We start from the raw sequence: 18,697 nt of genomic DNA, 5'->3' as shown, positions 1-18,697 counted from the left end.
GGGGAGCGGCCCGCCACGTCGGACCCAGACACGGAAAAAGCCGGCGGGGTTGGCTCTGGCGAGCGCCCGACCGGCTTTTGTGCATTATCCGGGTTTTGGGTGAAGGGGGCTACCCCTGGACTCACCGGTGGCCCCGCCCCCATCCGCCCTTCGGGCACCTTCCCCCGCTGGCGCAGGGGAAGGGACGGCTTGGGCCGTCTGCTTGTTGCGGCGACTTGCCCCCATCCGCCCTTCGGGCACCTTCCCCCGCTGGCGCAGGGGAAGGGACGGCTTGGGCCGTCTGCAGGGGTTCTCCCGCGAGGCGCGGGAGAACCTCAGCCTTTATCGGTCCGACTTCAAGTACTGCAGGAAGGGGTCGTTCTGGTCCAGCACAATCACGCTGTTGCCGTCCCGGAACGAGGCCCGGTAGGCATCCAGGCTGCGCTGGAAGGCATAGAAGCCCGGATCCCGGCTGGCCGCTTCGGCATAGATGCGGGCGGCCTCGGCGTCGCCTTCACCCTGCAGGCGCTTGGCGTCGCGGTCGGCTTCGGCCACCAGCACGGTGCGGTCGCGATCCGCCTGGGCGCGGATGGTACGGGCCTGCTCTTCACCCTCGGCGCGCAGTTTGCTGGCCACCTGCATGCGCTGGGCGCGCATACGCTCGTAGACCTGCTTGATCACTTCGCTGTCGGTGGGCAGATCAATCTGCTTCAGGCGGATGTCGGTGATGCGCATGCCCAGCGTGGCGGCGCCCTCGTTGATCGCCGGCAACTGGCGCGCCACGATTTCATTGCGGTCACCCGATACCAGCTGCTGCAGGGTGCGCGAGTTGATTTCGTTCTTCAGCGAGTCGGTGATGATCGGGGCCAGGCGATCATTGGCGACCTTTTCCTCACCGCCGGTGGCGCGATAGAACGCGCGCACGTCGGAGATGTAGCCGATGGCGAAGAAGTCGATGCTGACGTCCTTGCGCTCCAGCGTCAGGTAGCGCTCGGGCGTGGTGTCGAGAATGCGGAAGCGATGATCAAACTGGCGCGCGGTTTCCACCAGCGGCACCTTGAAGTGCAGGCCCGGCTTGATGTCCGAACGCGCCACCCGACCCAGGTTCAGAACCATCGCGGTCTTGCCTTCCGGCACGATGTAGACCGAACCCATCAGGATCAGCAGGAGCACCGCGAGCGCGGCGGCAATAACGGGGAATCTCATCGGCCATCCTCCTCGCGGCCGGTCCGGCGCGGGTCGCGTTCACTGTTGCGCTGCGGCGTTGCGTTGCTTTCCACGGTTGGCATCACCACGTCGGTCGGCAGCACCGTGGTGGCCGGTGCGGTCGCCGTGGTGGTGGCGGCACCTGCCGCCGGCGCCATCGGCACGTAGATCAGCTGGCGGCCGTCACCGCCGACCACTTTGCGGTTCTTCGACATCACGTCCTGCACGGTTTCCAGCCACAGGCGCTTGCGGGTCACATCCGGCGCGTTCTTGTACTGCTCCTGCACCAGGGTGAAGCGCGCGGCGTCACCGGTGGCGGTAGCGATCTTGGCCGTCTTGTAGCCATCGGCGGTGGTGCGCAGCTGGGCGGCGGTACCGCGGGCTTCCGGCACCACCTGGGCGGCGTAGGCCTGGGCCTGGTTGACCAGGCTTTCGCGCACCTGCTGGGCGCTGTTGACCTCGTCGAAGGCCGGCTGCACTTCCTGCGGCGGACGCGCGTCCGGCAGGTTCAATTCGGTGACCGACAAGCCGGTGCGATAGCTGTTGAGCGCCGCCTGCAGGCGCTCACGCGCGGCGGTGGCCAGCGGACCACGCACACCGAGCACGGTATCCAGATCCGAGCGGCCCACCTGCTCGCGCACCGCGCTCTGCGCGGCCTGCTTGAGCACTTCCTCGGCATTCTGCGGTCCGTACAGGTACAGGCGCGGATCCGAGATGCGGTATTGCACGTTGAGCGAGATCGTGACGATGTTTTCGTCGCGGGTCAGCACCGGAACCGTGTTGCTGAAGTTCTTGATCTCGGTGGCGTTGAGCTTGGTGACCTTTTCAATCGGCCAGGGCCATTTGAAGTTGGGACCCGGCTGCATGACGCGCGAGAACTGGCCAAAGCGCAGGACCACGCCGCGTTCCTGTTCGCCGATCAGTTGGAAGCTGCTGAAAAGCACCAGGATCACCAGCGCCACGCCGACCCAGCGCAGCGGTCCGTTGCCGTCCATGCTGCCGCGGAAACGATCCATCAGATCGTTCAGGCCACCGCCGCCGTTGCCACGGCGGGGATTCCAGCCGCGTCGATTGTCATTGTTGCCGTTGCCGCCGCTGCCAGAGCCGCCGCTTCCAGGGGTGTTCCAGGCCATGCCCACTCCGTCGTCAATGATGCGTGGGCTTTGGCCGACGCGTTCCAGATTCTACAAGATAGGGACTTTGGCGAGCCGGACAAGGGCAGCGGCCATTCCCATGCAGGTCCGTGACAGGATTTTTCCCTGCCGGACCACGCGATTACCAGTGTTCCTGCGGTTCCACCGGCAGCAGGCTGTCGAGCGCGTGGCCACCGGCCTGCGTGGCCAGGCGGCGCACATCGGCCAGCGCCATGTCGACATCGACATGCCAGCCGGTCTCGTCATGCCGCTCCGCGCTGATCGCGCCGAGCGCATGCAGGCGCGAGCGCAAACGCGCCGAATGTTCGCCCAGATGCACCGTGCCGACGATCCGTTCCAGACCCAACTGTTGCGCCAGCGCCAGCTTGAGCAGATCCAGGCCGCTCGCATCGCGTGCCGACAGCCAGACCCGTTCGCTGCCTTCGCCGGGAGTGTCATGGCGAGGCTCGGCGCCTTCGATGCGATCAATCTTGTTGAACACCAGAATCTGCGGAATCTCGCCGGCGCCGATGGCCTGCAGCACCTCATCGACCTGGGCGATGCGTTCCTCGCGCAATGGATCGGCAGCGTCGATCACGTGCAGCAGCAGATCCGCCTCGCGCGCCTCGGACAAGGTCGAGCGGAATGCCGCCACCAGTTCATGCGGCAGATCGCGGACAAAACCGACCGTGTCGGCCAGCACCACCCCGCCACCGGGCAGTTCGATTCGACGCACCGTGGGATCCAGGGTGGCGAACAATTGATCGGCGGCGTACGCCTCGGCGCCCGTCAGCGCATTGAACAAGGTGGACTTGCCGGCGTTGGTGTAACCCACCAGCGCCACGCGCGGCAGTTCGCTGCGCACGCGCGCACGGCGCATCTGGGTGCGCTGCACTTCCACTTTTTCCAGGCGCTTCTGCAGTTGTTCAACGCGCTTCTGCAGCAGGCGGCGATCGGTTTCGAGCTGGGTTTCGCCGGGACCGCGCAGGCCGATCGAACCACCGCGCTGGCGCTCCAGATGGGTCCAGCCGCGAATCAATCGCGTCGCCATGTGCTTGAGCTGGGCCAGTTCCACCTGCAGCTTGCCTTCGTGGCTGTGGGCGCGCTGGGCGAAGATGTCCAGGATCAGGCCGGTGCGATCGAGCACACGGCGCTGGAGGATTTTCTCCAGGTTGCGCTCCTGGCCCGGCGACAACGGGAAGTTGACCAGCACCAGGTCGGCACCGGTGGCTTCGCAGGCCGCCTTGATCTCTTCCAGCTTGCCGCTGCCGATCAGGGTGGACGGGTTGGGCCGATCGATGCGTGCCGTCAGCATCGCGGCGATGCTGGCGCCGGCGGAGCGGGCCAGATCGGTGAATTCTTCTACCGCCCCGTCGTCCGGCGGACCGCCGGCATGGGGCTGGATGAGCAAGGCGTGTTCGCCCTTGCGGGAACGTTCAAACATGGAGGAATCGAGGTCTCGTCACGGGTGAGCGGCGCCCGACGGGCGCCACGATATAGCTATGGGGGCGCTCCCCCCAAATTTCACCCCGGGCGAGGCCCGCGCCGTGATTACTCGACTTCGGCCTCTTCCTCGCCGCCTTCACCCGACTGCACGTAGCCGCCGCCGGGACCCACCCGCACGTTGCGGGCCGGCACGACCGTGGAAATGGCGTGCTTGTAGACCATCTGGCTGACCGTGTTGCGCAGCAGGACGACGAACTGATCGAAGGATTCGATGGTTCCTTGCAGCTTGATGCCGTTGACGAGGTAAACCGAAACCGGCACCCGCTCACGACGCAGCGCATTCAGGAAAGGGTCCTGTAAGGACTGCCCCTTGGACATTGGCGAACTCCCAGAGTGTTGCTTATTGGAATAATTGTGGTGAATCCGGGTCCGCTTTCAGTTTCCCCAGGGCGACCCGGCCTCCGATGTTACACAACCGGGGCGGTTTGACCAGCTACGCAGCGCCCAGAAAGCGTGCCAGGGCCTGGGCCAGGGCGGCCTGGTCGCGGCCGGGGTCGAACCAGCGGGCATCCAGTTCGCCGCGCAGCCAGGTCAGCTGGCGCTTGGCCAGTTGCCGGGTCGCCTGGATGCCGCGTTCACGGAAGGCGGCGGCATCCCCCTGCCCGTCGAGGAACTCCCAGGCCTGCCGGTAGCCGACCGCACGCACGGCAGGAAGGTCCAGCGGCGCCGTTACCGCCTGCATTTGCGGTAGCGCGCGCAGGCCGCGCACTTCGTCCAGGAAACCCTGGGCCAGCATGGCGTCGAAGCGGGCTTCGATGCGCTGGTGCAGCACGGCGCGCTCGGTCGGCGCCAGCACCAGCTTGAGACACCGCACCGGCAGGCGCGGCGGGCCGGGTTCGCGCTGCCACTGACTGATGGGTTTGCCGCTCAACCGCCAGACTTCCAGGGCGCGCTGGATGCGCTGGGGATCGGTGGCGTGGATACGGGCAGCGGCGTCCGGATCCACCTGCGCCAGATCGGCGTGCAGGGCGGGCCAGCCACGTGCCTGCGCGTCGGCGGCGATAGCGGCACGGGTGGCGGCGTCGGCTTCGGGCATGGTGGCCAGGCCTTCGAGCAGCGCGCGGAAATACAGACCGGTGCCGCCGGCCAGGATGGGCAGCTTGCCGCGGGCGGTTATGTCGGCGATGGCCGCGCGCGCATCGACCGCGAAGTCCGCGGCCGAGTAGCTCTGCCAGGGATCCCGCACATCGATCAGGTGATGGCGCACGCTGGCCAACATGGCGGCATCGGGCTTGGCAGCGCCGATATCCAGGCCGCGGTACACCAACGCCGAGTCGACGCTGACGATTTCGCCACCCAGCGCCAGCGCCCATTCCATCGCCAGGGCGGTCTTGCCCGAGGCGGTGGGGCCCATCAGGGCGATGGCGAGGGGACGGGTGTCAATCGGCATTGCGGTGCTGGGGCAGGTAATCAATCTTCATCAGGCCAGCGAATCGTGGGCGCTGCTGGCCGGCCGCGCGGCATCGGCACGGCGGCCACGGCGTTCCAGATCTTGAGGGCATCCACGGTCTCGGCCACGTCATGCACGCGCAACAGCCTGGCACCGCGCTGGGCGGCGATCAGGTGTGCGGCGACGGAAGCGGCGACGCGTTCGTCCGCCACTGCCCGACCGGTGAGCTCGCCCAGGCTGCGCTTGCGCGACAGGCCGGCGAGCACCGGCACGCCCAGTTCAACGAATCGCTCCAGCTGCGCCAGCAGGCTCAGGTTGTGCGCGGTGTTCTTGCCGAAGCCGAAACCGGGATCGATGACGATGTGCTTCTTGGCGATCCCGGCCATCTCGGCGGCGAAAATCCGTTCGGTGAGGAAGCGATGCACGTCACCCACCACGTCATCATAGTGAGGCGCATCCTGCATGGATCGTGGTTCGCCCTGCATGTGCATCAGCACCACCGGCACGCGCAGGTCGGCGGCGGCATCGAGGGCGCCGTCGCGACGCAGGCCGTATACGTCGTTGATCATGCCGGCGCCGGCAGCGACAGCCGCGCGCATCACCTCGGGCTTGGACGTATCCACGCTGATTGGCACGGAGACACGCGCCGCCAACTGCTCGATGACCGGCACAACGCGGGCAATTTCTTTTTCAACCGACACTTCGGCCGCACCCGGACGGGTCGATTCGCCGCCGATGTCGAGCAGGTCGGCGCCCTGCTCCACCAGCCGCAGACCATGCGCAATCGCCGCCTCGGTACCGGCATGCGCCCCCCCATCGGAAAACGAATCGGGGGTGACATTGACGATGCCCATCACCTGCGGGCGATCCAGCTTGAGGATGCGCCCGCCGCAGTCCAGTTGAGGCGTGGTGTCGAACATCAGTGCAGGCACCTGCCGCGCCGGCCCTGCGAGAAAACCATGCCCAGGCCCGCACCGATGGCGGTCCATACGGCCAGCTGACCCGTGGCCACGCCAATGGCCACGCCGGCGCCGACGGCGATCGCGAAGTATCCGTAGTTCCGGTTGCGCATCTGAATCCTCCTGGCGTGGCGACCGCAGGTTGCGATCTGATTATCCACAAAAACAAAGGACGGCCGGAGCCGTCCTTTGTGACAGGTTTACCCGGCTGCGCCGGGTAAACCCCAAAGTTTGCGTGGCAAACTTCGGGCCCCACTTCGCGCTGCCGATCCCCCACTCGCGCCTATGGCGCTCGTTGCCCCCTTACCAAGGGGGCTGATTACAGGTTTGGCAATTCGAGAACTGTTGGATCAGGTCTGCGCAGCGGGGCCGGCGATGGGGGGCAGCGGGCGGGAATCGCCGCCGCCCTTGTCGCTGTCCTTGCCGGACTTGGTCCAACCCATCGGCGGAGGCGGTTCGCGGCCTTCCATGATGGCGTCGATCTGCGGCACGTCGATGGTTTCGTATTCCAGCAGCAGCTGGGACATCGCGTGCAGCTTGTCCAGGTTCTCGGTCAGGATGGTCTTGGTGCGCTCGTAGGCGCGATCCAGGATCTTGCGCACCACTTCATCAATCCTGCGCGCGGTCTCATTGGACACGTTCTTGTGCTGGGTGACCGAGCGGCCCAGGAAGACTTCGTCTTCTTCCTCGCCGTAGGCAATCGGACCCATCTCGTCGCTCAGGCCCCACTTGGTGACCATGTTGCGGGCCATCTTGGTGGCGCGCTCGATGTCGTTGGAGGCGCCCGTGGTGACCTTGTCGGCGCCGAAGATCAACTCTTCTGCTACGCGACCACCGTACAGCGAGCACAGCTGCGATTCGATCGCCACCCGGTTGAGGCTGTAGCGGTCGCCTTCGGGCAGGTACATGGTCACGCCCAGGGCGCGGCCACGCGGAATGATGGTGACCTTGTAGACCGGGTCGTGCTCCGGCACCAGGCGACCGACGATGGCGTGGCCGGCTTCGTGGAAAGCGGTCAGCGTCTTCTCGTCTTCGCTCATGGCCATCGAACGGCGTTCGGCGCCCATCAGGATCTTGTCGCGCGCCCGATCAAAATGATCCATGCGCACTTCCTTGGCGTTCTCGCGCGCGGCGAACAGCGCGGCCTCGTTGGCGAGGTTGGCCAGGTCGGCGCCGCTGAAACCGGGCGTGCCGCGGGCAATCACCATCGGCTCCACGTCATCGGCCAGCGGCAGCTTGCGCATGTGCACGCGCAGGATCTGTTCGCGGCCCTTCACGTCGGGCAGGCCCACCACTACCTGGCGGTCGAAACGGCCCGGGCGCAGCAGCGCCGGGTCGAGCACGTCGGGACGGTTGGTGGCCGCGATGACGATCACGCCTTCGCCGCCTTCAAAGCCGTCCATCTCCACCAGCAACTGGTTGAGGGTCTGCTCGCGCTCGTCATGACCGCCGCCCAGGCCGGCGCCACGATGGCGACCGACGGCGTCGATTTCGTCGATGAAGATGATGCACGGCGCGTGCTTTTTGGCCTGCTCGAACATGTCGCGCACGCGGCTGGCGCCGACGCCGACGAACATCTCGACGAAGTCCGAACCGGAAATGCTGAAGAACGGCACCCGCGCCTCGCCTGCAATGGCCTTGGCCAGCAGGGTCTTGCCGGTGCCGGGCTGGCCGACCATCAGCACGCCGCGAGGGATCTTGCCGCCGAGCTTCTGGAACTTGCCGGGGTCGCGCAGGAATTCCACCAGCTCGCCCACTTCTTCCTTGGCCTCGTCGCAACCGGCGACGTCGGCAAAGGTGACCTTGACCTGATCTTCGCCCTGCAACTTGGCGCGCGACTTGCCGAAGCTCATGGCGCCCTTGGCGCCACCGCCGCCCTGCATCTGCCGCATCATGAAAATCCAGAAGCCGATGATGAGCAGCACCGGCAGGAAGTTCACCAGGATCATCACCAGGCTGACGCCGGATTCCGGCGCGTCACGGGTAATGGCGACATTCTTGTTGACCAGCACGTTGACCAGCTTGTCGTCGGTCGGGCCGAACACAGTGCCGGTGGTGCCATCCGAGCGCTTGTACTCGAGCGCATTGGTGGTCAGGTTGCCATCCTTGGTGAAGCGTACCGAGCTCACCCGGCCGGCATTCACCTCTTGCAGGAATTCGGAGTAGGTGGGCTGGCTGTCGCCCGCACCGGCGCCCAGCTTCGGCGAAAAGGTCTGGAACACCACCATCAATACGACGGCGACGACCACCCACAGCAGCAGATTCTTGGTCAAGTCGTTCATCCTCATCGGCCCCGCCGTACCTCGTTCACATTGCCCACGTTAAACCACCTTACTTGATCTGCGCGCGCTTGCCCTGGCCCAGCGCGTAAACCTCCGGCGACCGCTTGCGCGAGGCGTCCGGCTTGCGGATGGCGACCTTGTCGTACCGGCGCCGCAGTTCCTTGACGTAGTCATCGAACCCGGTGCCCTGGAACAACTTGATCAAGAACGCACCCCCAGGCTTGAGGTGGCCATCGGCGAAATCCATCGCCAGCTCGGCCAGGTGCATCATGCGCGGCTGGTCGACCGCGTCCACCCCACTCTTATTGGGGGCCATATCCGACAGCACAAGGTCCACCGCCTGCCCGCCCAACATGGCTTCCAGCTGGGATAACACGGCTTGTTCCCTGAAGTCACCATGAAGGAACTCGACTCCGGCCAGCGAGGGCATCTCCAGGATATCCATGGCCACCACCCGGCCCTTATCACCCAGAGCCTGGCGGACAAACTGCGACCAGCCGCCCGGGGCTGCACCCAGGTCCACCACCACCATGCCCGGCTTGAGCAGGCGGTCGCGCTCGAGCAGTTCCTCCAGCTTGTAGGCCGCACGCGAGCGCAAGCCTTCGGCCTGCGCCTTCTTGACGTAGGGATCGGAGAAATGCTCTTTCAGCCAACGCTGGCTGCTCTTGCTACGGGTGGCCATCAGGGTGTCTCCGCGGGCTTTGCGACAGCCGGCGGCGGCGGCGGGAAAGGCGGCCATGATACCCTGAACACCCCTTGCGACCTTCCGTTCCTGCATGCCCGTTGCCCTGACTTCCGCCCAAAACCGATTCCTGCGTGGCCAGGCCCATGACCTGAAAGCACTGCTGCAGATCGGCGCCAAGGGCGTCACTCCGGCCTTCATCGCCGAGCTCGACGAGGTGCTGGAGCACCACGAACTGGTCAAGGTCAAGGTGGGCGGTGAAGACCGCGAAGCACGCGATGCTGCGATTGCCGCGCTCGTCGAGCAAAGTGGAGCCGCACTGGTGCAGCGCATTGGCCACACCGCCGTGCTGTATCGCCAGAGCAAGGATCACCGCCAGATCGTCCTGCCGCGCGGTTGATTATCCGGGCTGCCGCCCGCATCGAGTCACCCATGCAGCTGAGCCACGAACTCCCGGATTACGCCTACACCCTGCGCGCGGCCGATGGCCGCAGCGCCAAGGTCAATGACCGCGTACTGACGCGCAGCTTCGTGCTGTCACCGTCGGCATTGCAGGAAGACTGGGCGCCCAGCGACATCAGCACGCTGACTCCCGAAGACCTGGCTCCCCTGCTGGCCCTGCAACCGGAAGTGATCCTGCTCGGCACCGGCGACCAGCAAATCTTCCCCAGCGCCGCGGTGCTCGCCGCCGGCCTGACCCGAGGCGTCGGCATCGAAGTGATGACCAACGCCGCCGCCGCGCGCACCTTCAACGTCCTCGCCGGCGAAGCCCGCCGCGTCGTCGCCGGCTTCCTGATCTCATCGAAGTCCTAAGCCCCCTTGGTAAGGGGGCGATTCGCACCGCAGGTGCGAATGGGGGTTCGGAAGCGCATAGCGGGGCCCAAGGTTTGCGAAGCAAACTTTGGGAGTGACAGGCGCAGCCCGGAACGGCGGGCGATTCGCACCGCAGGTGCGAATGGGGGATCGGAAGCGCATCGCGGGGCCCAAAGTTTGCCAATGCAAACTTTGGGAGGTAATCGGGTGCAGCCCGATTACCTCGAAGGCAGATAAATCTGCGGGTCGACGGGCTTGCCGTTGTAGCGGATCTCGAAGTGCAGCATCTCGCGCGCCGCACCGCTGCTGCCCATCTCGGCAATCTGCTGGCCAGCCTTGACGTTCTGGCCTTCGTTGACCAGGCGCTTGCGATTGTGCCCGTAGGCGGACAGCCACGCTTCGCTGTGCTTGATGATGATCAGTTCGCCATAGCCGACCAAGCCGGCGCCCGAGTATACGACCACGCCATCGGCACCAGCGCGCACGGCCTGGCCGCTGCTGCCGGCGATGTCGATGCCCTGTCGCCCGGCGTCACCGGCGACGTAGCGGTTGATCACATGGCCATCGGCCGGCCAGCGCCAGCTGAAACCACTGCTGGACGGAGCGCTGGAAACCGGCGCGGGCTTTGGCGCGGTGGCGACCGTGCCGACTGTTCCCGCCGTGGTCGCGGGACGCGGCTTGCCGGTGGCGACGGTCGTCGGCGTGCCGCTGCCGGATGCAGTCGAGGCAGGACGACTACCGCTGGCGCCGCTCGGATACAACCGAAGGGTCTGGCCGGGATAGATGGTGTAAGGCGATCCGATGTTGTTCCAGGCGGCCAGATCGCGGAAGTCGATGCCGTTGCGGAAGGCGATGCCGTACAGCGTTTCGCCGCGCTCCACCTTGACGCTGTTGCCGTATTTGGGTTGCGAGACCACGCGGCTGCTGCCGCGCGAGGTGCCGGACTCCCGCACCACCGTACTGGTGCATGCCGCCATGCCAAGTGTGGCGGCGGTGATCACGCAGATCAGTTTCAGGGCGCGTGTGGCGTTCGTCATCCGTTCGCTCGTTTCCATCATGGAGTGCATAAGGCGGTGCGGCGGCTCAATGATAAGCCTGCCATACCAGCCAGCCGATCAGCGCGGCCAGCAGGACGCTGGCGATCCAGCCGACCGGCTCGATCCAGCGGTGCAAGGCGGCTTCCGCACGCGCGCCGCCCAGGCGGATGGCGCCGGCCACCAGGTACACGCGCTTGCCCCGCCCCACCAGCATGCTGGCGAAGAACGGTATCAGCGGCACGCCGACAATGCCTGAGGCCCACGTAAATATCTTCAGCGGAATCGGCGTAAAGCCAGCCAGCACCAGCAGCCAGAACGCGCGCCAGGGCGATTCGGCCACGACCTCGCGCAGGTGGGCGACCTGCGCGTCAATTTTCGCGCTCCAGCCCAGCCACTCGATCAACGGCTGCACTGCAGCGAAGGCGAAGTGACCCAGGGCATAGCCGACCAGCGCGCCGGCCAAGGAGCCGATCAGGCTCAGCGTGGCAAACCAGAAAGCGCGTTTGGGCTGGGCCAGCGACATCGGCGCCAGCATCACTTCCGGCATCACCGGAAACACGATGGCCTCGACGAAACTCAAACCGGTCAGCAATGCAGGCGCGCGCGGGTGTCTGGCCCATTGGATTGCGCGTTCGTAGAGCGGTTTGAAGATCTTCATCCAGCCTCAGTCCAGGGTGCCCGACAACAACGGTACGAATACCACGGGCGCCAGGGTTTCCTCGTGCACGCTGCCGTCATCGCGCTTGCTCAGACGCACCAGCGATTGCGAAGCCGGGCCACCGACCGGAGCAATCAGGCTGCCACCCACCGCCAGTTGATCGATCAGCGCATGCACCAATGCAGGTGCCGCGGCCGTGACCAGGATGCCGTCATAGGGGCCGTGCTCGGGCCAGCCGATGCGGCCGTCATCGTGCTTGCTGCGCACATTCATGCCCAGCTGGCGCAGGCGCTTGCGCGCTTGCCGCAATAGATCGCCGATGCGCTCGACGGTGTGCACTTCCAGTCCCAGCACCGCCAGCACCGCCGCCTGATACCCCGAACCGGTGCCAATTTCCAGCACCTTCTTGGGTGCGGTTTCCAGCAGGGCCTCGGTCATCCGCGCCACCACCCAGGGCTGGGAAATGGTCTGGCTGTGCCCAATCGGCAATGCCGTGTCTTCGTAGGCGCGGGTAGCCAGCGCTTCATCGACAAACAGATGGCGTGGCACCACGCGAATCGCATTGAGCACGTTTTCATTGCGGATGCCCGACTCGCGCAGGCGATCCACCAGCCGGTCGCGAACGCGCTGCGAGGTCATGCCCATCCCCACCGCTTCCGGCTGCAGACGCAAACGCGGCGTCACAGCGGCTCCTCCAGCGCGGCGGTCAGGCCGCCGACCCAACCGGCCACTTTTTCCAGCGCCTGGTAACGGGTCAGATCCACATGGATGGGCGTAATCGAGATATGGCCCGTACGCACGGCATGGAAATCCGTGCCGGGGCCGGCGTCCTGCTCCGGGCCAGCCGGGCCAATCCAGTACACCGTGTTGCCGCGCGGATCGGACTGCGCGATGCACGGTTCGGAACGATGGCGATTGCCCAGGCGGGTCACTTCGAAGCCGGCAATCTCGCTCCAGGCGCGATCCGGCACGTTGACGTTGAGGATGGTGTCGGCCGGCAGCGGATCGGCCTTGAGCCGGGCCACGATTTCCACCGCGGCGCGCGCGGCGGTCTCGAAATGGCGGGCATCGTGATTGCGCGTGACCAGCGACATCGCCACCGCGGGCAGGCCGAGGAAGCGCCCTTCCATCGCCGCCGACACGGTGCCGGAGTAGATCACGTCATCACCGAGGTTGGCGGCGTTGTTGATGCCCGACACTACGATATCCGGCTCGAACTCCAGCATGCCGGTCAGCGCCAGATGCACGCAGTCGGTCGGCGTGCCGGCCACGCTGCAGGTGTAGTGATCCAGTCGCTTCAGGCGGATCGGCAGATCCAGCGTGAGCGAATTGCTGGCGCCGGATCGATCACGATCCGGGGCGATGACGAACACCTCGTGCCCGGCCTGGCGCAGGCCATCGGCCAGCGCATGGATACCGGGGGCGTCGACGCCGTCGTCGTTGCTGACTAGTACGCGCATGGGTCTCCTCGGGAACCCGGCCATGATACCGGATGCGGATGACCGCGCACCGCGCACGCGCTGGCGCGTGATTGACGCATGCGCCCCAGCACCTAAGCTGTGCCGATGGCATCGCCCGAAGACCACGACGACGACGACGACGCAGCGCTGTTCCGCCAGGCCATTGGCGAGGTCAAGCGCCTGCCCGACGCCGCCGCCCCGCCCAGCCGGCCAAGGCCACGACCCGCCGCGCGCATGGCCGAGCGAGATGAAGTGGAAGCGCGCAGCGAGTTCCAGCGCGGCCTGGCCGACATGGCCTTGCTGGAAGCGGCAGACGTGCTCAGCTTCCGCCGCGCCAGCGTGCCGGCGCGGGTGTTCCAGCGCCTGCGCAAGGGCCAGTTCTCGGCCCAGGACGAGCTGGATTTGCATGGCGCCAGCGCGTTGCAGGCCGAGTCGCTGTTGCGCGAGTTCCTGCTGGAGGCACGCGCGCATGAATGGGGTTGCGTGCGCATCATCCATGGCAAGGGCAGCCGCAACGAGCGCGACATCCCGGTACTCAAGAACCTGGTGGATCGCCTGCTGCGGCAGCGCGCCGATGTGCTGGCGTTTCATTCGGCGCCACCGGCCCAGGGCGGTACCGGCGCGGTGGTGGTGCTGTTGTCGCGGCGCTGAAGGCCGCTTACTGGCGCGCGGCCTCGCTGACTTCACCGAGCTCATGCAGCACGCCGGTGGCATAGCTGCCGGGCGGCAGCGCGAACGCCAGCTGCAAGACGTCATCGGCCTGCCATTGCCAGGCGAGGTCAGCAGGCCGCAAACGCAACGCGCGACGTTCCTGCTTGAGGTCGGCAACTTCCAGTCCGGCCCGCAGGCGTTGCGCGGTGTCGCCTTCCAGCGCCTGCAGTTCCAACGCGCGGCAGTCGCCTTGCGTGCGCAGCTCGCCGGCGCCCCAGAGCGCACCACTGGGATGGATGTCGAACTCAGCCAGGCGCTGCGCCAGCGTGTCGTTCCAGGGCTCGGGCCCGAACACGCTGCGGCTGCCGTCAAGCATCCAGACTTCGCCGTCCATGGCGGTGTTCCAGTTGCCTGCTGCCAGCCGTGCCGCCAGCACGCGGTTGAACAATTCCGAACGCGCCGCGGACAGGAAGATGGAACGTTGATCGCGCTTGACCCGTCGACCCGCGAACATCGCCAGTGCGGAAGCGACATTGCCGCCATCGCGGCCAAAGCGCTGTTCGCCGAACCAGTTCGGCAAGCCGTGACGGGCTATTTCGCCCAGCCGCGCCTCGATGGCCGTGCGCTCGCCCTGCACCTCGCGCAACAGCAGCACGAAACGATTGCCCGCCAGCGCGCCACGCGGCAGCTTGCGGTTGTGCCAGGTCGATGCAAGCACGCGCAGGTCGTCGCTGGCCAGGTCCGCCAGGTCCGGCGCCTGTCGCTTGGGCAGGTGCACGCTGAAACGCTGGTGGGTGACCGCGTGGCGATCCTTCAGGCCGGCATAGCTCACGCCCATCTCGGCGATGCCCGCCCACTGCGCCAGCCGCTGGGCGACGAAGGCGGTATTGAGGCCACGCTTTTCGATGGTCAGCAGCAGATGCTCGCCTTCGCCGGTGGGTTCGAAGCCTGGCAGTTCCTCGACGAAAAAGTCCTCGGGCGCACTGCGAAAGCGCGCCTGCATCACTGAAGGCCCGAAGGCGCGCGGAAGTTCGTTGCTCATCGTTTGATCAACAGCACCACCACCTGCGCGGCGATGCCTTCGCCGCGACCGGTGAAGCCCAGCTTCTCGGTGGTGGTGGCCTTGACGCTCACCTGTTCGACCACGATGCCCAGATCATGCGCCATCAGTTCGCGCATCGCCGCCGCATGCGGGCCAATCTTGGGGCGCTCGCCGATTACGGTGACGTCCACATTGCCCATCTCGTAGCCGCGCGCACGCACCAAGCCCAGGCAATGACGCAGGAACTGGCGGCTGTCGGCGCCCTTCCATTTCGGATCGGAGGGCGGAAAGTGCTGGCCGATATCGCCCAATGCAAGCGCGCCCAGCATCGCGTCGCACAAGGCGTGCAGCACCACGTCGCCGTCGCTGTGCGCCAGCACGCCGCGATCATGCAGCACCAGCACACCGCCGAGCATCACGTGATCGCCCTCGCCGAAGGCATGCACGTCGAAGCCTTGGCCAACACGGAAAGGAAGCTGGGCGACCATGGAATGCGGCATGAGTGCGAACCTGTAGGAGGGGCCTCAGCCCCGAAACCAGACCATTCTAGCGTCCGCCAGCAGGCCGGCCTACCGCGCCGGTCGGCGCTGCAGTTCGAATTCGAAGCGTGCCAGATCGGCGGGCGTGGTGATTTTGAAGTTGCTTTCCGCACCCTCGATCAGCAGCGGACGCAGGCCTTGCCGCTCCATTGCCATGGCCTCGTCGGTCACGTCGATGCCGGCCTGTGCGGCGTGCTCGAGCGCGCGTGACAGCTGCAGGCGGCGGAACAACTGCGGCGTGAACGCACGCCACAGCCGCTCGCGCGATTCGGTCCCATCGATGCCGCCGTCGTCGCCTGCGCGCTTGAGGGTATCGCGCACCGGCGCAGCCAGGATGGCGCCCACCGGATCGGCGCGGCCGCGTTCCAGCAGGGCGGCCAGATCCGTGCGCGACAGATTGGGACGGGCGGCATCGTGCACCAGCACGAAATCATCGCCGCGCACCTGCTCCGGCAGCGCGCGCAGGCCGGCCAACACCGACTCGGCGCGGGTGGCTCCACCAACGCAGGTTTGCAGCGGTTTGCCTTCGAAGTCGGACCAGCCCGGCCAGTCGGCGTCTTCGGCCGAGAGCACGATGATCGCGCCTTCCACCGCCTCATGCGCGAACAGCGCGGCCAGCGTATGCGCCAGCACGGTCTGTCCGCCCACCTGCAGGTACTGCTTGGGCAAATCACCGCCAAAACGGGTGCCGCGACCGGCGGCGGGAATCACCGTCCAAATCCCGGCCATCAGGGCGCCTGCTCGCTGGCCGGCGCCGGGGCTTCATCCGGATCGTCGACGACGGGCGGTGGTGGCGTGCTCTCGACGACGCGATAGAACTTCTCGCCCGGCTTGATCATGCCCAGCTCGCTGCGCGCGCGCTCTTCCACCGCGGCTTCGCCGGACTTCAGATCTTCCACTTCCGCCGCGAGCGCGTCGTTGCGTTCCTGCAATCCGGCGTTCTCGCGCTTCTGCACGATCACCTGGCTTTCCAGTGCCACCACGTCGCTGGAGCTGCCGGCGCCAAACCAGAACTTGTACTGCAGCCACGTGAGCAGCAGTACCAGTGCCAGCAGCAGCCAGACGATCCGCCGCACGCTTACTTCTTCAGCGAGACAAAAGCATTGCGGCCGGCGTAGCGCGCCTTGGCGCCCAGTGCTTCCTCGATGCGCAGCAGCTGGTTGTACTTGGCCACGCGATCACTGCGACACAGCGAGCCGGTCTTGATCTGGGTGGCAGTGGTGGCCACGGCGATGTCGGCGATGGTGGTGTCTTCGGTTTCGCCCGAGCGGTGCGAGACCACGGCGGCGTAGCCGGCGTGATCGGCCATGGCGATGGCTTCCAGGGTTTCGCTGAGCGTGCCGATCTGGTTGACCTTGATCAGGATCGCGTTGGCGGTGCCGGACTCGATGCCTTCCTTGAAGATCTTCGGGTTAGTGACGAACAGATCGTCACCGACCAGCTGGATCTTCTTGCCGATGCGATCGGTCAGCAGCTTCCAGCCCGCCCAGTCGTCCTCGGCCAGACCGTCTTCGATGGTGATGATCGGGTATTGCGCGGCCCAGTCGGCCAGGAAATCGACGAACTGCTCACTGGTCAGGCGCTTGTTCTCACCGACCAGGTGGTACTTGCCGTTGTCGAAGAATTCGCTCGAGGCCACGTCCAGGCCCAGCAGCACGTCTTCGCCGGCCTTGTAGCCGGCCTTGCCGATGGCTTCCAGGATGGTGTCCAGCGCTTCGACATTGCTGCGGAAGTCCGGGGCAAAGCCGCCTTCATCGCCCACCGCCGTGCTCAGGCCATGGCCCTTGAGCACCGACTTGAGCGAATGGAAGATTTCGGTGCCGGCGCGCAGCGACTCGGCGAAGGTGTCGAAGCCCACCGGCAGCACCATGAACTCCTGGAAGTCCACGTTGTTGTCGGCATGCGCACCGCCGTTGATGATGTTCATCATCGGCACCGGCAGGGTCACGTCGCGGCCGTTGGCCAGGTACTGCCACAGTTCCTGCTTGCGCGAGGCGGCCACGGCGCGGGCATTGGCCAGCGACACGCCGAGCAGCGCATTGGCGCCCAGGCGGCCCTTGTTCTCGGTGCCATCCAGGTCAATCAGGCGGCGATCCAGGCCTTCCTGGTCGGCGCCGTCAAAACCCTTGAGCGCGCCGGCAATGGTGGCGTTGACGTTGTCCACGGCCTTGCGCACGCCCTTGCCCAGATAACGGGTCTTGTCGCCGTCGCGCAGCTCCACCGCTTCCTTGGTGCCGGTGGAGGCGCCCGAGGGCACCATCGCACGGCCAAAGGAACCGTCTTCCAGCGTGACCTCGGCTTCGAGGGTCGGATTGCCGCGACTGTCGAGGATTTCGCGGGCGTGGATCTTGGCGATGTTGGTCATGGGGTCCGTGGTGGTCGCTATTGGTAATGTCTTGGAGACGCGGCCGGTGGCCGCGCGACGTATGCGCCGCAAGTCTACAAAGAAATGCCGCCAGGCACGGCCGCAGCCGCGGATTCCCGGCGGATTCCGTCAGACCTGGGATTCCAGAAAGCCGTTCTTCTTGGTGATGGAATCCAGCGCCAGCAGGGTTTCCAGCAGCGCTTCCATCTTTGCCAGCGGCCAGGCATTGGGGCCGTCGGACAGGGCCTTGGACGGATCCGGATGGGTCTCGGCAAACAAGCCCGAAACACCCACCGCCACCGCCGCACGCGCCAGCACGGGAACAAATTCGCGCTGGCCACCGGAACTGGTGCCCTGCCCGCCCGGCAACTGCACCGAATGGGTGGCGTCGAAGACCACCGGGCAACCGGTGTCGCGCATCACGCTCAGGCTGCGCATGTCGCTGACCAGGTTGTTGTAGCCAAAGCTGGCGCCGCGCTCGCAGACCATGATGTCCTGGTTGCCGGTCGACTTGGCCTTCTCCACCACCGGCTTCATGTCCCACGGCGAGAGGAACTGACCCTTCTTGATGTTGACCGGCTTGCCGGCGGCGCAGACCTTCTTGATGAAGTCGGTCTGGCGGACCAGGAACGCCGGCGTCTGCAGCACATCGACCACCGAGGCCACTTCGTCCATCGGCGTGTACTCGTGCACGTCGGTCAGCACCGGCACGCCAATCTGCTTCTTCACTTCGGCCAGCACCTTCAGGCCTTCTTCCATGCCGGGGCCGCGGAAGCTGGTGCCGGAGGTGCGATTGGCCTTGTCGAAGCTGGATTTGAAGATGAAGTTCATCCCCAGCTTGCCGGTGATCTCTTTCAGCTGCCCGGCCACATCGAGCTGCAGTTGCATCGACTCGATCACGCAGGGGCCGGCGATCAGGAACAGCGGTTTATCCAGGCCAACATCAAATCCACAGAGCTTCATTGCGACTCCTTCGTTTGAGCCCCTCGCCCTCC

General features: G+C 66.0%; 22 protein-coding genes. 3 read left to right on the top strand and 19 right to left on the bottom strand.

Translation table 11 applies throughout. The features are described 5' to 3' along the window. Positions 1-321: 321 nt before the first annotated feature. The 9 genes from hflC to rlmE all read right to left on the bottom strand — a co-directional run bounded on the left by hflC (position 322) and on the right by rlmE (position 9,137). On the bottom strand, positions 322-1,185 hold the full coding sequence (hflC, locus tag B5X78_RS14495) for a protease modulator HflC (RefSeq protein ID WP_079725211.1): 864 nt from the start codon (positions 1,183-1,185) through the stop codon (positions 322-324). Then, on the bottom strand, positions 1,182-2,318 hold the full coding sequence (gene hflK, locus B5X78_RS14490) for an FtsH protease activity modulator HflK (protein ID WP_079725210.1): 1,137 nt from the start codon (positions 2,316-2,318) through the stop codon (positions 1,182-1,184). The genes hflC and hflK overlap by 4 nt, the downstream gene beginning before the upstream one ends. 142 nt (positions 2,319-2,460) lie before the next feature. Next, positions 2,461-3,762, bottom strand: a complete 1,302-nt coding sequence (gene hflX / locus B5X78_RS14485; protein ID WP_079725209.1) for a ribosome rescue GTPase HflX — start codon at positions 3,760-3,762, stop codon at positions 2,461-2,463. A 107-nt stretch (positions 3,763-3,869) separates the two neighbouring features. Then, entirely contained in the window at positions 3,870-4,142 is a 273-nt protein-coding gene (gene hfq / locus B5X78_RS14480) for an RNA chaperone Hfq (RefSeq protein ID WP_079725208.1), read from the bottom strand. A gap of 115 nt (positions 4,143-4,257) precedes the next feature. Continuing rightward, a complete protein-coding gene (miaA, locus tag B5X78_RS14475) occupies positions 4,258-5,214 on the bottom strand; it encodes a tRNA (adenosine(37)-N6)-dimethylallyltransferase MiaA (RefSeq protein ID WP_079725207.1) in 957 nt (318 codons plus the stop codon). Between the two features lie 20 nt (positions 5,215-5,234). Then, entirely contained in the window at positions 5,235-6,134 is a 900-nt protein-coding gene (folP, locus tag B5X78_RS14470) for a dihydropteroate synthase (RefSeq protein ID WP_079725206.1), read from the bottom strand. Further along, a complete protein-coding gene (locus B5X78_RS18640) occupies positions 6,134-6,286 on the bottom strand; it encodes a hypothetical protein (RefSeq protein ID WP_176140877.1) in 153 nt (50 codons plus the stop codon). Before B5X78_RS18640 ends, folP begins: the two co-directional genes overlap by 1 nt. Positions 6,287-6,523: 237 nt before the next feature. Continuing rightward, positions 6,524-8,455: an ATP-dependent zinc metalloprotease FtsH gene (ftsH, locus tag B5X78_RS14465; RefSeq protein ID WP_079725205.1), complete on the bottom strand. Its 1,932-nt coding sequence runs from the start codon at positions 8,453-8,455 to the stop codon at positions 6,524-6,526. A 49-nt stretch (positions 8,456-8,504) separates the two neighbouring features. Next, entirely contained in the window at positions 8,505-9,137 is a 633-nt protein-coding gene (rlmE, locus tag B5X78_RS14460) for a 23S rRNA (uridine(2552)-2'-O)-methyltransferase RlmE (RefSeq protein WP_079726212.1), read from the bottom strand. Between the two features lie 94 nt (positions 9,138-9,231). Here rlmE and yhbY point away from each other — a divergent pair, with 94 nt between their 5' ends. Further along, complete coding sequence (gene yhbY / locus B5X78_RS14455) at positions 9,232-9,537, top strand: ribosome assembly RNA-binding protein YhbY (RefSeq protein ID WP_079725204.1); 306 nt, start codon at positions 9,232-9,234, stop codon at positions 9,535-9,537. Positions 9,538-9,569: 32 nt separating this feature from the next. Next, positions 9,570-9,950, top strand: coding sequence for an Mth938-like domain-containing protein (locus B5X78_RS14450; protein ID WP_079725203.1), 381 nt, complete (start codon positions 9,570-9,572; stop codon positions 9,948-9,950). 218 nt (positions 9,951-10,168) lie between these two features. Here B5X78_RS14450 and B5X78_RS14445 read toward each other — a convergent pair whose 3' ends face one another. The 4 genes from B5X78_RS14445 to surE are packed head-to-tail and all read right to left on the bottom strand — an operon-like array spanning position 10,169 to position 13,105. Then, positions 10,169-11,005: a peptidoglycan DD-metalloendopeptidase family protein gene (locus tag B5X78_RS14445; RefSeq protein WP_079726211.1), complete on the bottom strand. Its 837-nt coding sequence runs from the start codon at positions 11,003-11,005 to the stop codon at positions 10,169-10,171. 28 nt (positions 11,006-11,033) lie between these two features. Then, positions 11,034-11,645, bottom strand: coding sequence for a YqaA family protein (locus B5X78_RS14440; protein ID WP_079725202.1), 612 nt, complete (start codon positions 11,643-11,645; stop codon positions 11,034-11,036). Between the two features lie 6 nt (positions 11,646-11,651). Then, entirely contained in the window at positions 11,652-12,329 is a 678-nt protein-coding gene (locus B5X78_RS14435; RefSeq protein ID WP_079725201.1) for a protein-L-isoaspartate(D-aspartate) O-methyltransferase, read from the bottom strand. Continuing rightward, the gene (surE, locus tag B5X78_RS14430) at positions 12,326-13,105 is read right to left on the bottom strand and encodes a 5'/3'-nucleotidase SurE (protein ID WP_079725200.1); all 780 of its coding nucleotides are present in this window, start codon (positions 13,103-13,105) and stop codon (positions 12,326-12,328) included. Before surE ends, B5X78_RS14435 begins: the two co-directional genes overlap by 4 nt. Before the next feature lie 105 nt (positions 13,106-13,210). Here surE and B5X78_RS14425 point away from each other — a divergent pair, with 105 nt between their 5' ends. Further along, positions 13,211-13,756, top strand: a complete 546-nt coding sequence (locus tag B5X78_RS14425) for a Smr/MutS family protein (RefSeq protein WP_079725199.1) — start codon at positions 13,211-13,213, stop codon at positions 13,754-13,756. A gap of 7 nt (positions 13,757-13,763) precedes the next feature. On the opposite strand, the gene truD is transcribed toward B5X78_RS14425, so the two are convergent. From truD to kdsA, 6 genes are all read right to left on the bottom strand, one after another. Next, positions 13,764-14,798: a tRNA pseudouridine(13) synthase TruD gene (gene truD / locus B5X78_RS14420; protein WP_079725198.1), complete on the bottom strand. Its 1,035-nt coding sequence runs from the start codon at positions 14,796-14,798 to the stop codon at positions 13,764-13,766. Beyond that, positions 14,795-15,298 (bottom strand): 2-C-methyl-D-erythritol 2,4-cyclodiphosphate synthase, encoded by a 504-nt coding sequence (gene ispF, locus B5X78_RS14415; protein ID WP_229730738.1) that lies wholly within the window; start codon positions 15,296-15,298, stop codon positions 14,795-14,797. Before ispF ends, truD begins: the two co-directional genes overlap by 4 nt. Positions 15,299-15,367: 69 nt before the next feature. After that, complete coding sequence (gene ispD, locus B5X78_RS14410) at positions 15,368-16,069, bottom strand: 2-C-methyl-D-erythritol 4-phosphate cytidylyltransferase (RefSeq protein ID WP_139381574.1); 702 nt, start codon at positions 16,067-16,069, stop codon at positions 15,368-15,370. After that, positions 16,066-16,413 carry a cell division protein FtsB gene (gene ftsB, locus B5X78_RS14405; RefSeq protein ID WP_079725196.1) on the bottom strand — a complete coding sequence of 116 codons (348 nt, stop codon included), beginning with the start codon at positions 16,411-16,413 and terminating at the stop codon, positions 16,066-16,068. Before ftsB ends, ispD begins: the two co-directional genes overlap by 4 nt. A gap of 2 nt (positions 16,414-16,415) precedes the next feature. Then, a complete protein-coding gene (eno, locus tag B5X78_RS14400; protein WP_079725195.1) occupies positions 16,416-17,702 on the bottom strand; it encodes a phosphopyruvate hydratase in 1,287 nt (428 codons plus the stop codon). Between the two features lie 129 nt (positions 17,703-17,831). Next, entirely contained in the window at positions 17,832-18,665 is an 834-nt protein-coding gene (gene kdsA, locus B5X78_RS14395) for a 3-deoxy-8-phosphooctulonate synthase (RefSeq protein WP_079725194.1), read from the bottom strand. Between the last annotated feature and the right edge of the window lie 32 nt (positions 18,666-18,697).

It is taken from the genome of Pseudoxanthomonas indica (genome assembly GCF_900167565.1).
Classification (GTDB): Bacteria; Pseudomonadota; Gammaproteobacteria; order Xanthomonadales; family Xanthomonadaceae; genus Pseudoxanthomonas_A; species Pseudoxanthomonas_A indica.
This window is presented reverse-complemented; position numbering and strand designations above follow the sequence as displayed.

Excerpts from the sequence above, each read along its gene's own strand:
- hflC (WP_079725211.1), bottom strand. The coding sequence starts at position 1,185 with ATGAGATTCCCCGTTATTGCCGCCGCGCTCGCGGTGCTCCTGCTGATC.
- hflK (WP_079725210.1), bottom strand. The coding sequence starts at position 2,318 with ATGGCCTGGAACACCCCTGGAAGCGGCGGCTCTGGCAGCGGCGGCAAC.
- hflX (WP_079725209.1), bottom strand. The coding sequence starts at position 3,762 with ATGTTTGAACGTTCCCGCAAGGGCGAACACGCCTTGCTCATCCAGCCC.
- hfq (WP_079725208.1), bottom strand. The coding sequence starts at position 4,142 with ATGTCCAAGGGGCAGTCCTTACAGGACCCTTTCCTGAATGCGCTGCGT.
- miaA (WP_079725207.1), bottom strand. The coding sequence starts at position 5,214 with ATGCCGATTGACACCCGTCCCCTCGCCATCGCCCTGATGGGCCCCACC.
- folP (WP_079725206.1), bottom strand. The coding sequence starts at position 6,134 with ATGTTCGACACCACGCCTCAACTGGACTGCGGCGGGCGCATCCTCAAG.
- B5X78_RS18640 (WP_176140877.1), bottom strand. The coding sequence starts at position 6,286 with ATGCGCAACCGGAACTACGGATACTTCGCGATCGCCGTCGGCGCCGGC.
- ftsH (WP_079725205.1), bottom strand. The coding sequence starts at position 8,455 with ATGAACGACTTGACCAAGAATCTGCTGCTGTGGGTGGTCGTCGCCGTC.
- rlmE (WP_079726212.1), bottom strand. The coding sequence starts at position 9,137 with ATGGCCACCCGTAGCAAGAGCAGCCAGCGTTGGCTGAAAGAGCATTTC.
- yhbY (WP_079725204.1), top strand. The coding sequence starts at position 9,232 with ATGCCCGTTGCCCTGACTTCCGCCCAAAACCGATTCCTGCGTGGCCAG.
- B5X78_RS14450 (WP_079725203.1), top strand. The coding sequence starts at position 9,570 with ATGCAGCTGAGCCACGAACTCCCGGATTACGCCTACACCCTGCGCGCG.
- B5X78_RS14445 (WP_079726211.1), bottom strand. The coding sequence starts at position 11,005 with ATGGAAACGAGCGAACGGATGACGAACGCCACACGCGCCCTGAAACTG.
- B5X78_RS14440 (WP_079725202.1), bottom strand. The coding sequence starts at position 11,645 with ATGAAGATCTTCAAACCGCTCTACGAACGCGCAATCCAATGGGCCAGA.
- surE (WP_079725200.1), bottom strand. The coding sequence starts at position 13,105 with ATGCGCGTACTAGTCAGCAACGACGACGGCGTCGACGCCCCCGGTATC.
- B5X78_RS14425 (WP_079725199.1), top strand. The coding sequence starts at position 13,211 with ATGGCATCGCCCGAAGACCACGACGACGACGACGACGCAGCGCTGTTC.
- truD (WP_079725198.1), bottom strand. The coding sequence starts at position 14,798 with ATGAGCAACGAACTTCCGCGCGCCTTCGGGCCTTCAGTGATGCAGGCG.
- ispF (WP_229730738.1), bottom strand. The coding sequence starts at position 15,298 with ATGCCGCATTCCATGGTCGCCCAGCTTCCTTTCCGTGTTGGCCAAGGC.
- eno (WP_079725195.1), bottom strand. The coding sequence starts at position 17,702 with ATGACCAACATCGCCAAGATCCACGCCCGCGAAATCCTCGACAGTCGC.
- kdsA (WP_079725194.1), bottom strand. The coding sequence starts at position 18,665 with ATGAAGCTCTGTGGATTTGATGTTGGCCTGGATAAACCGCTGTTCCTG.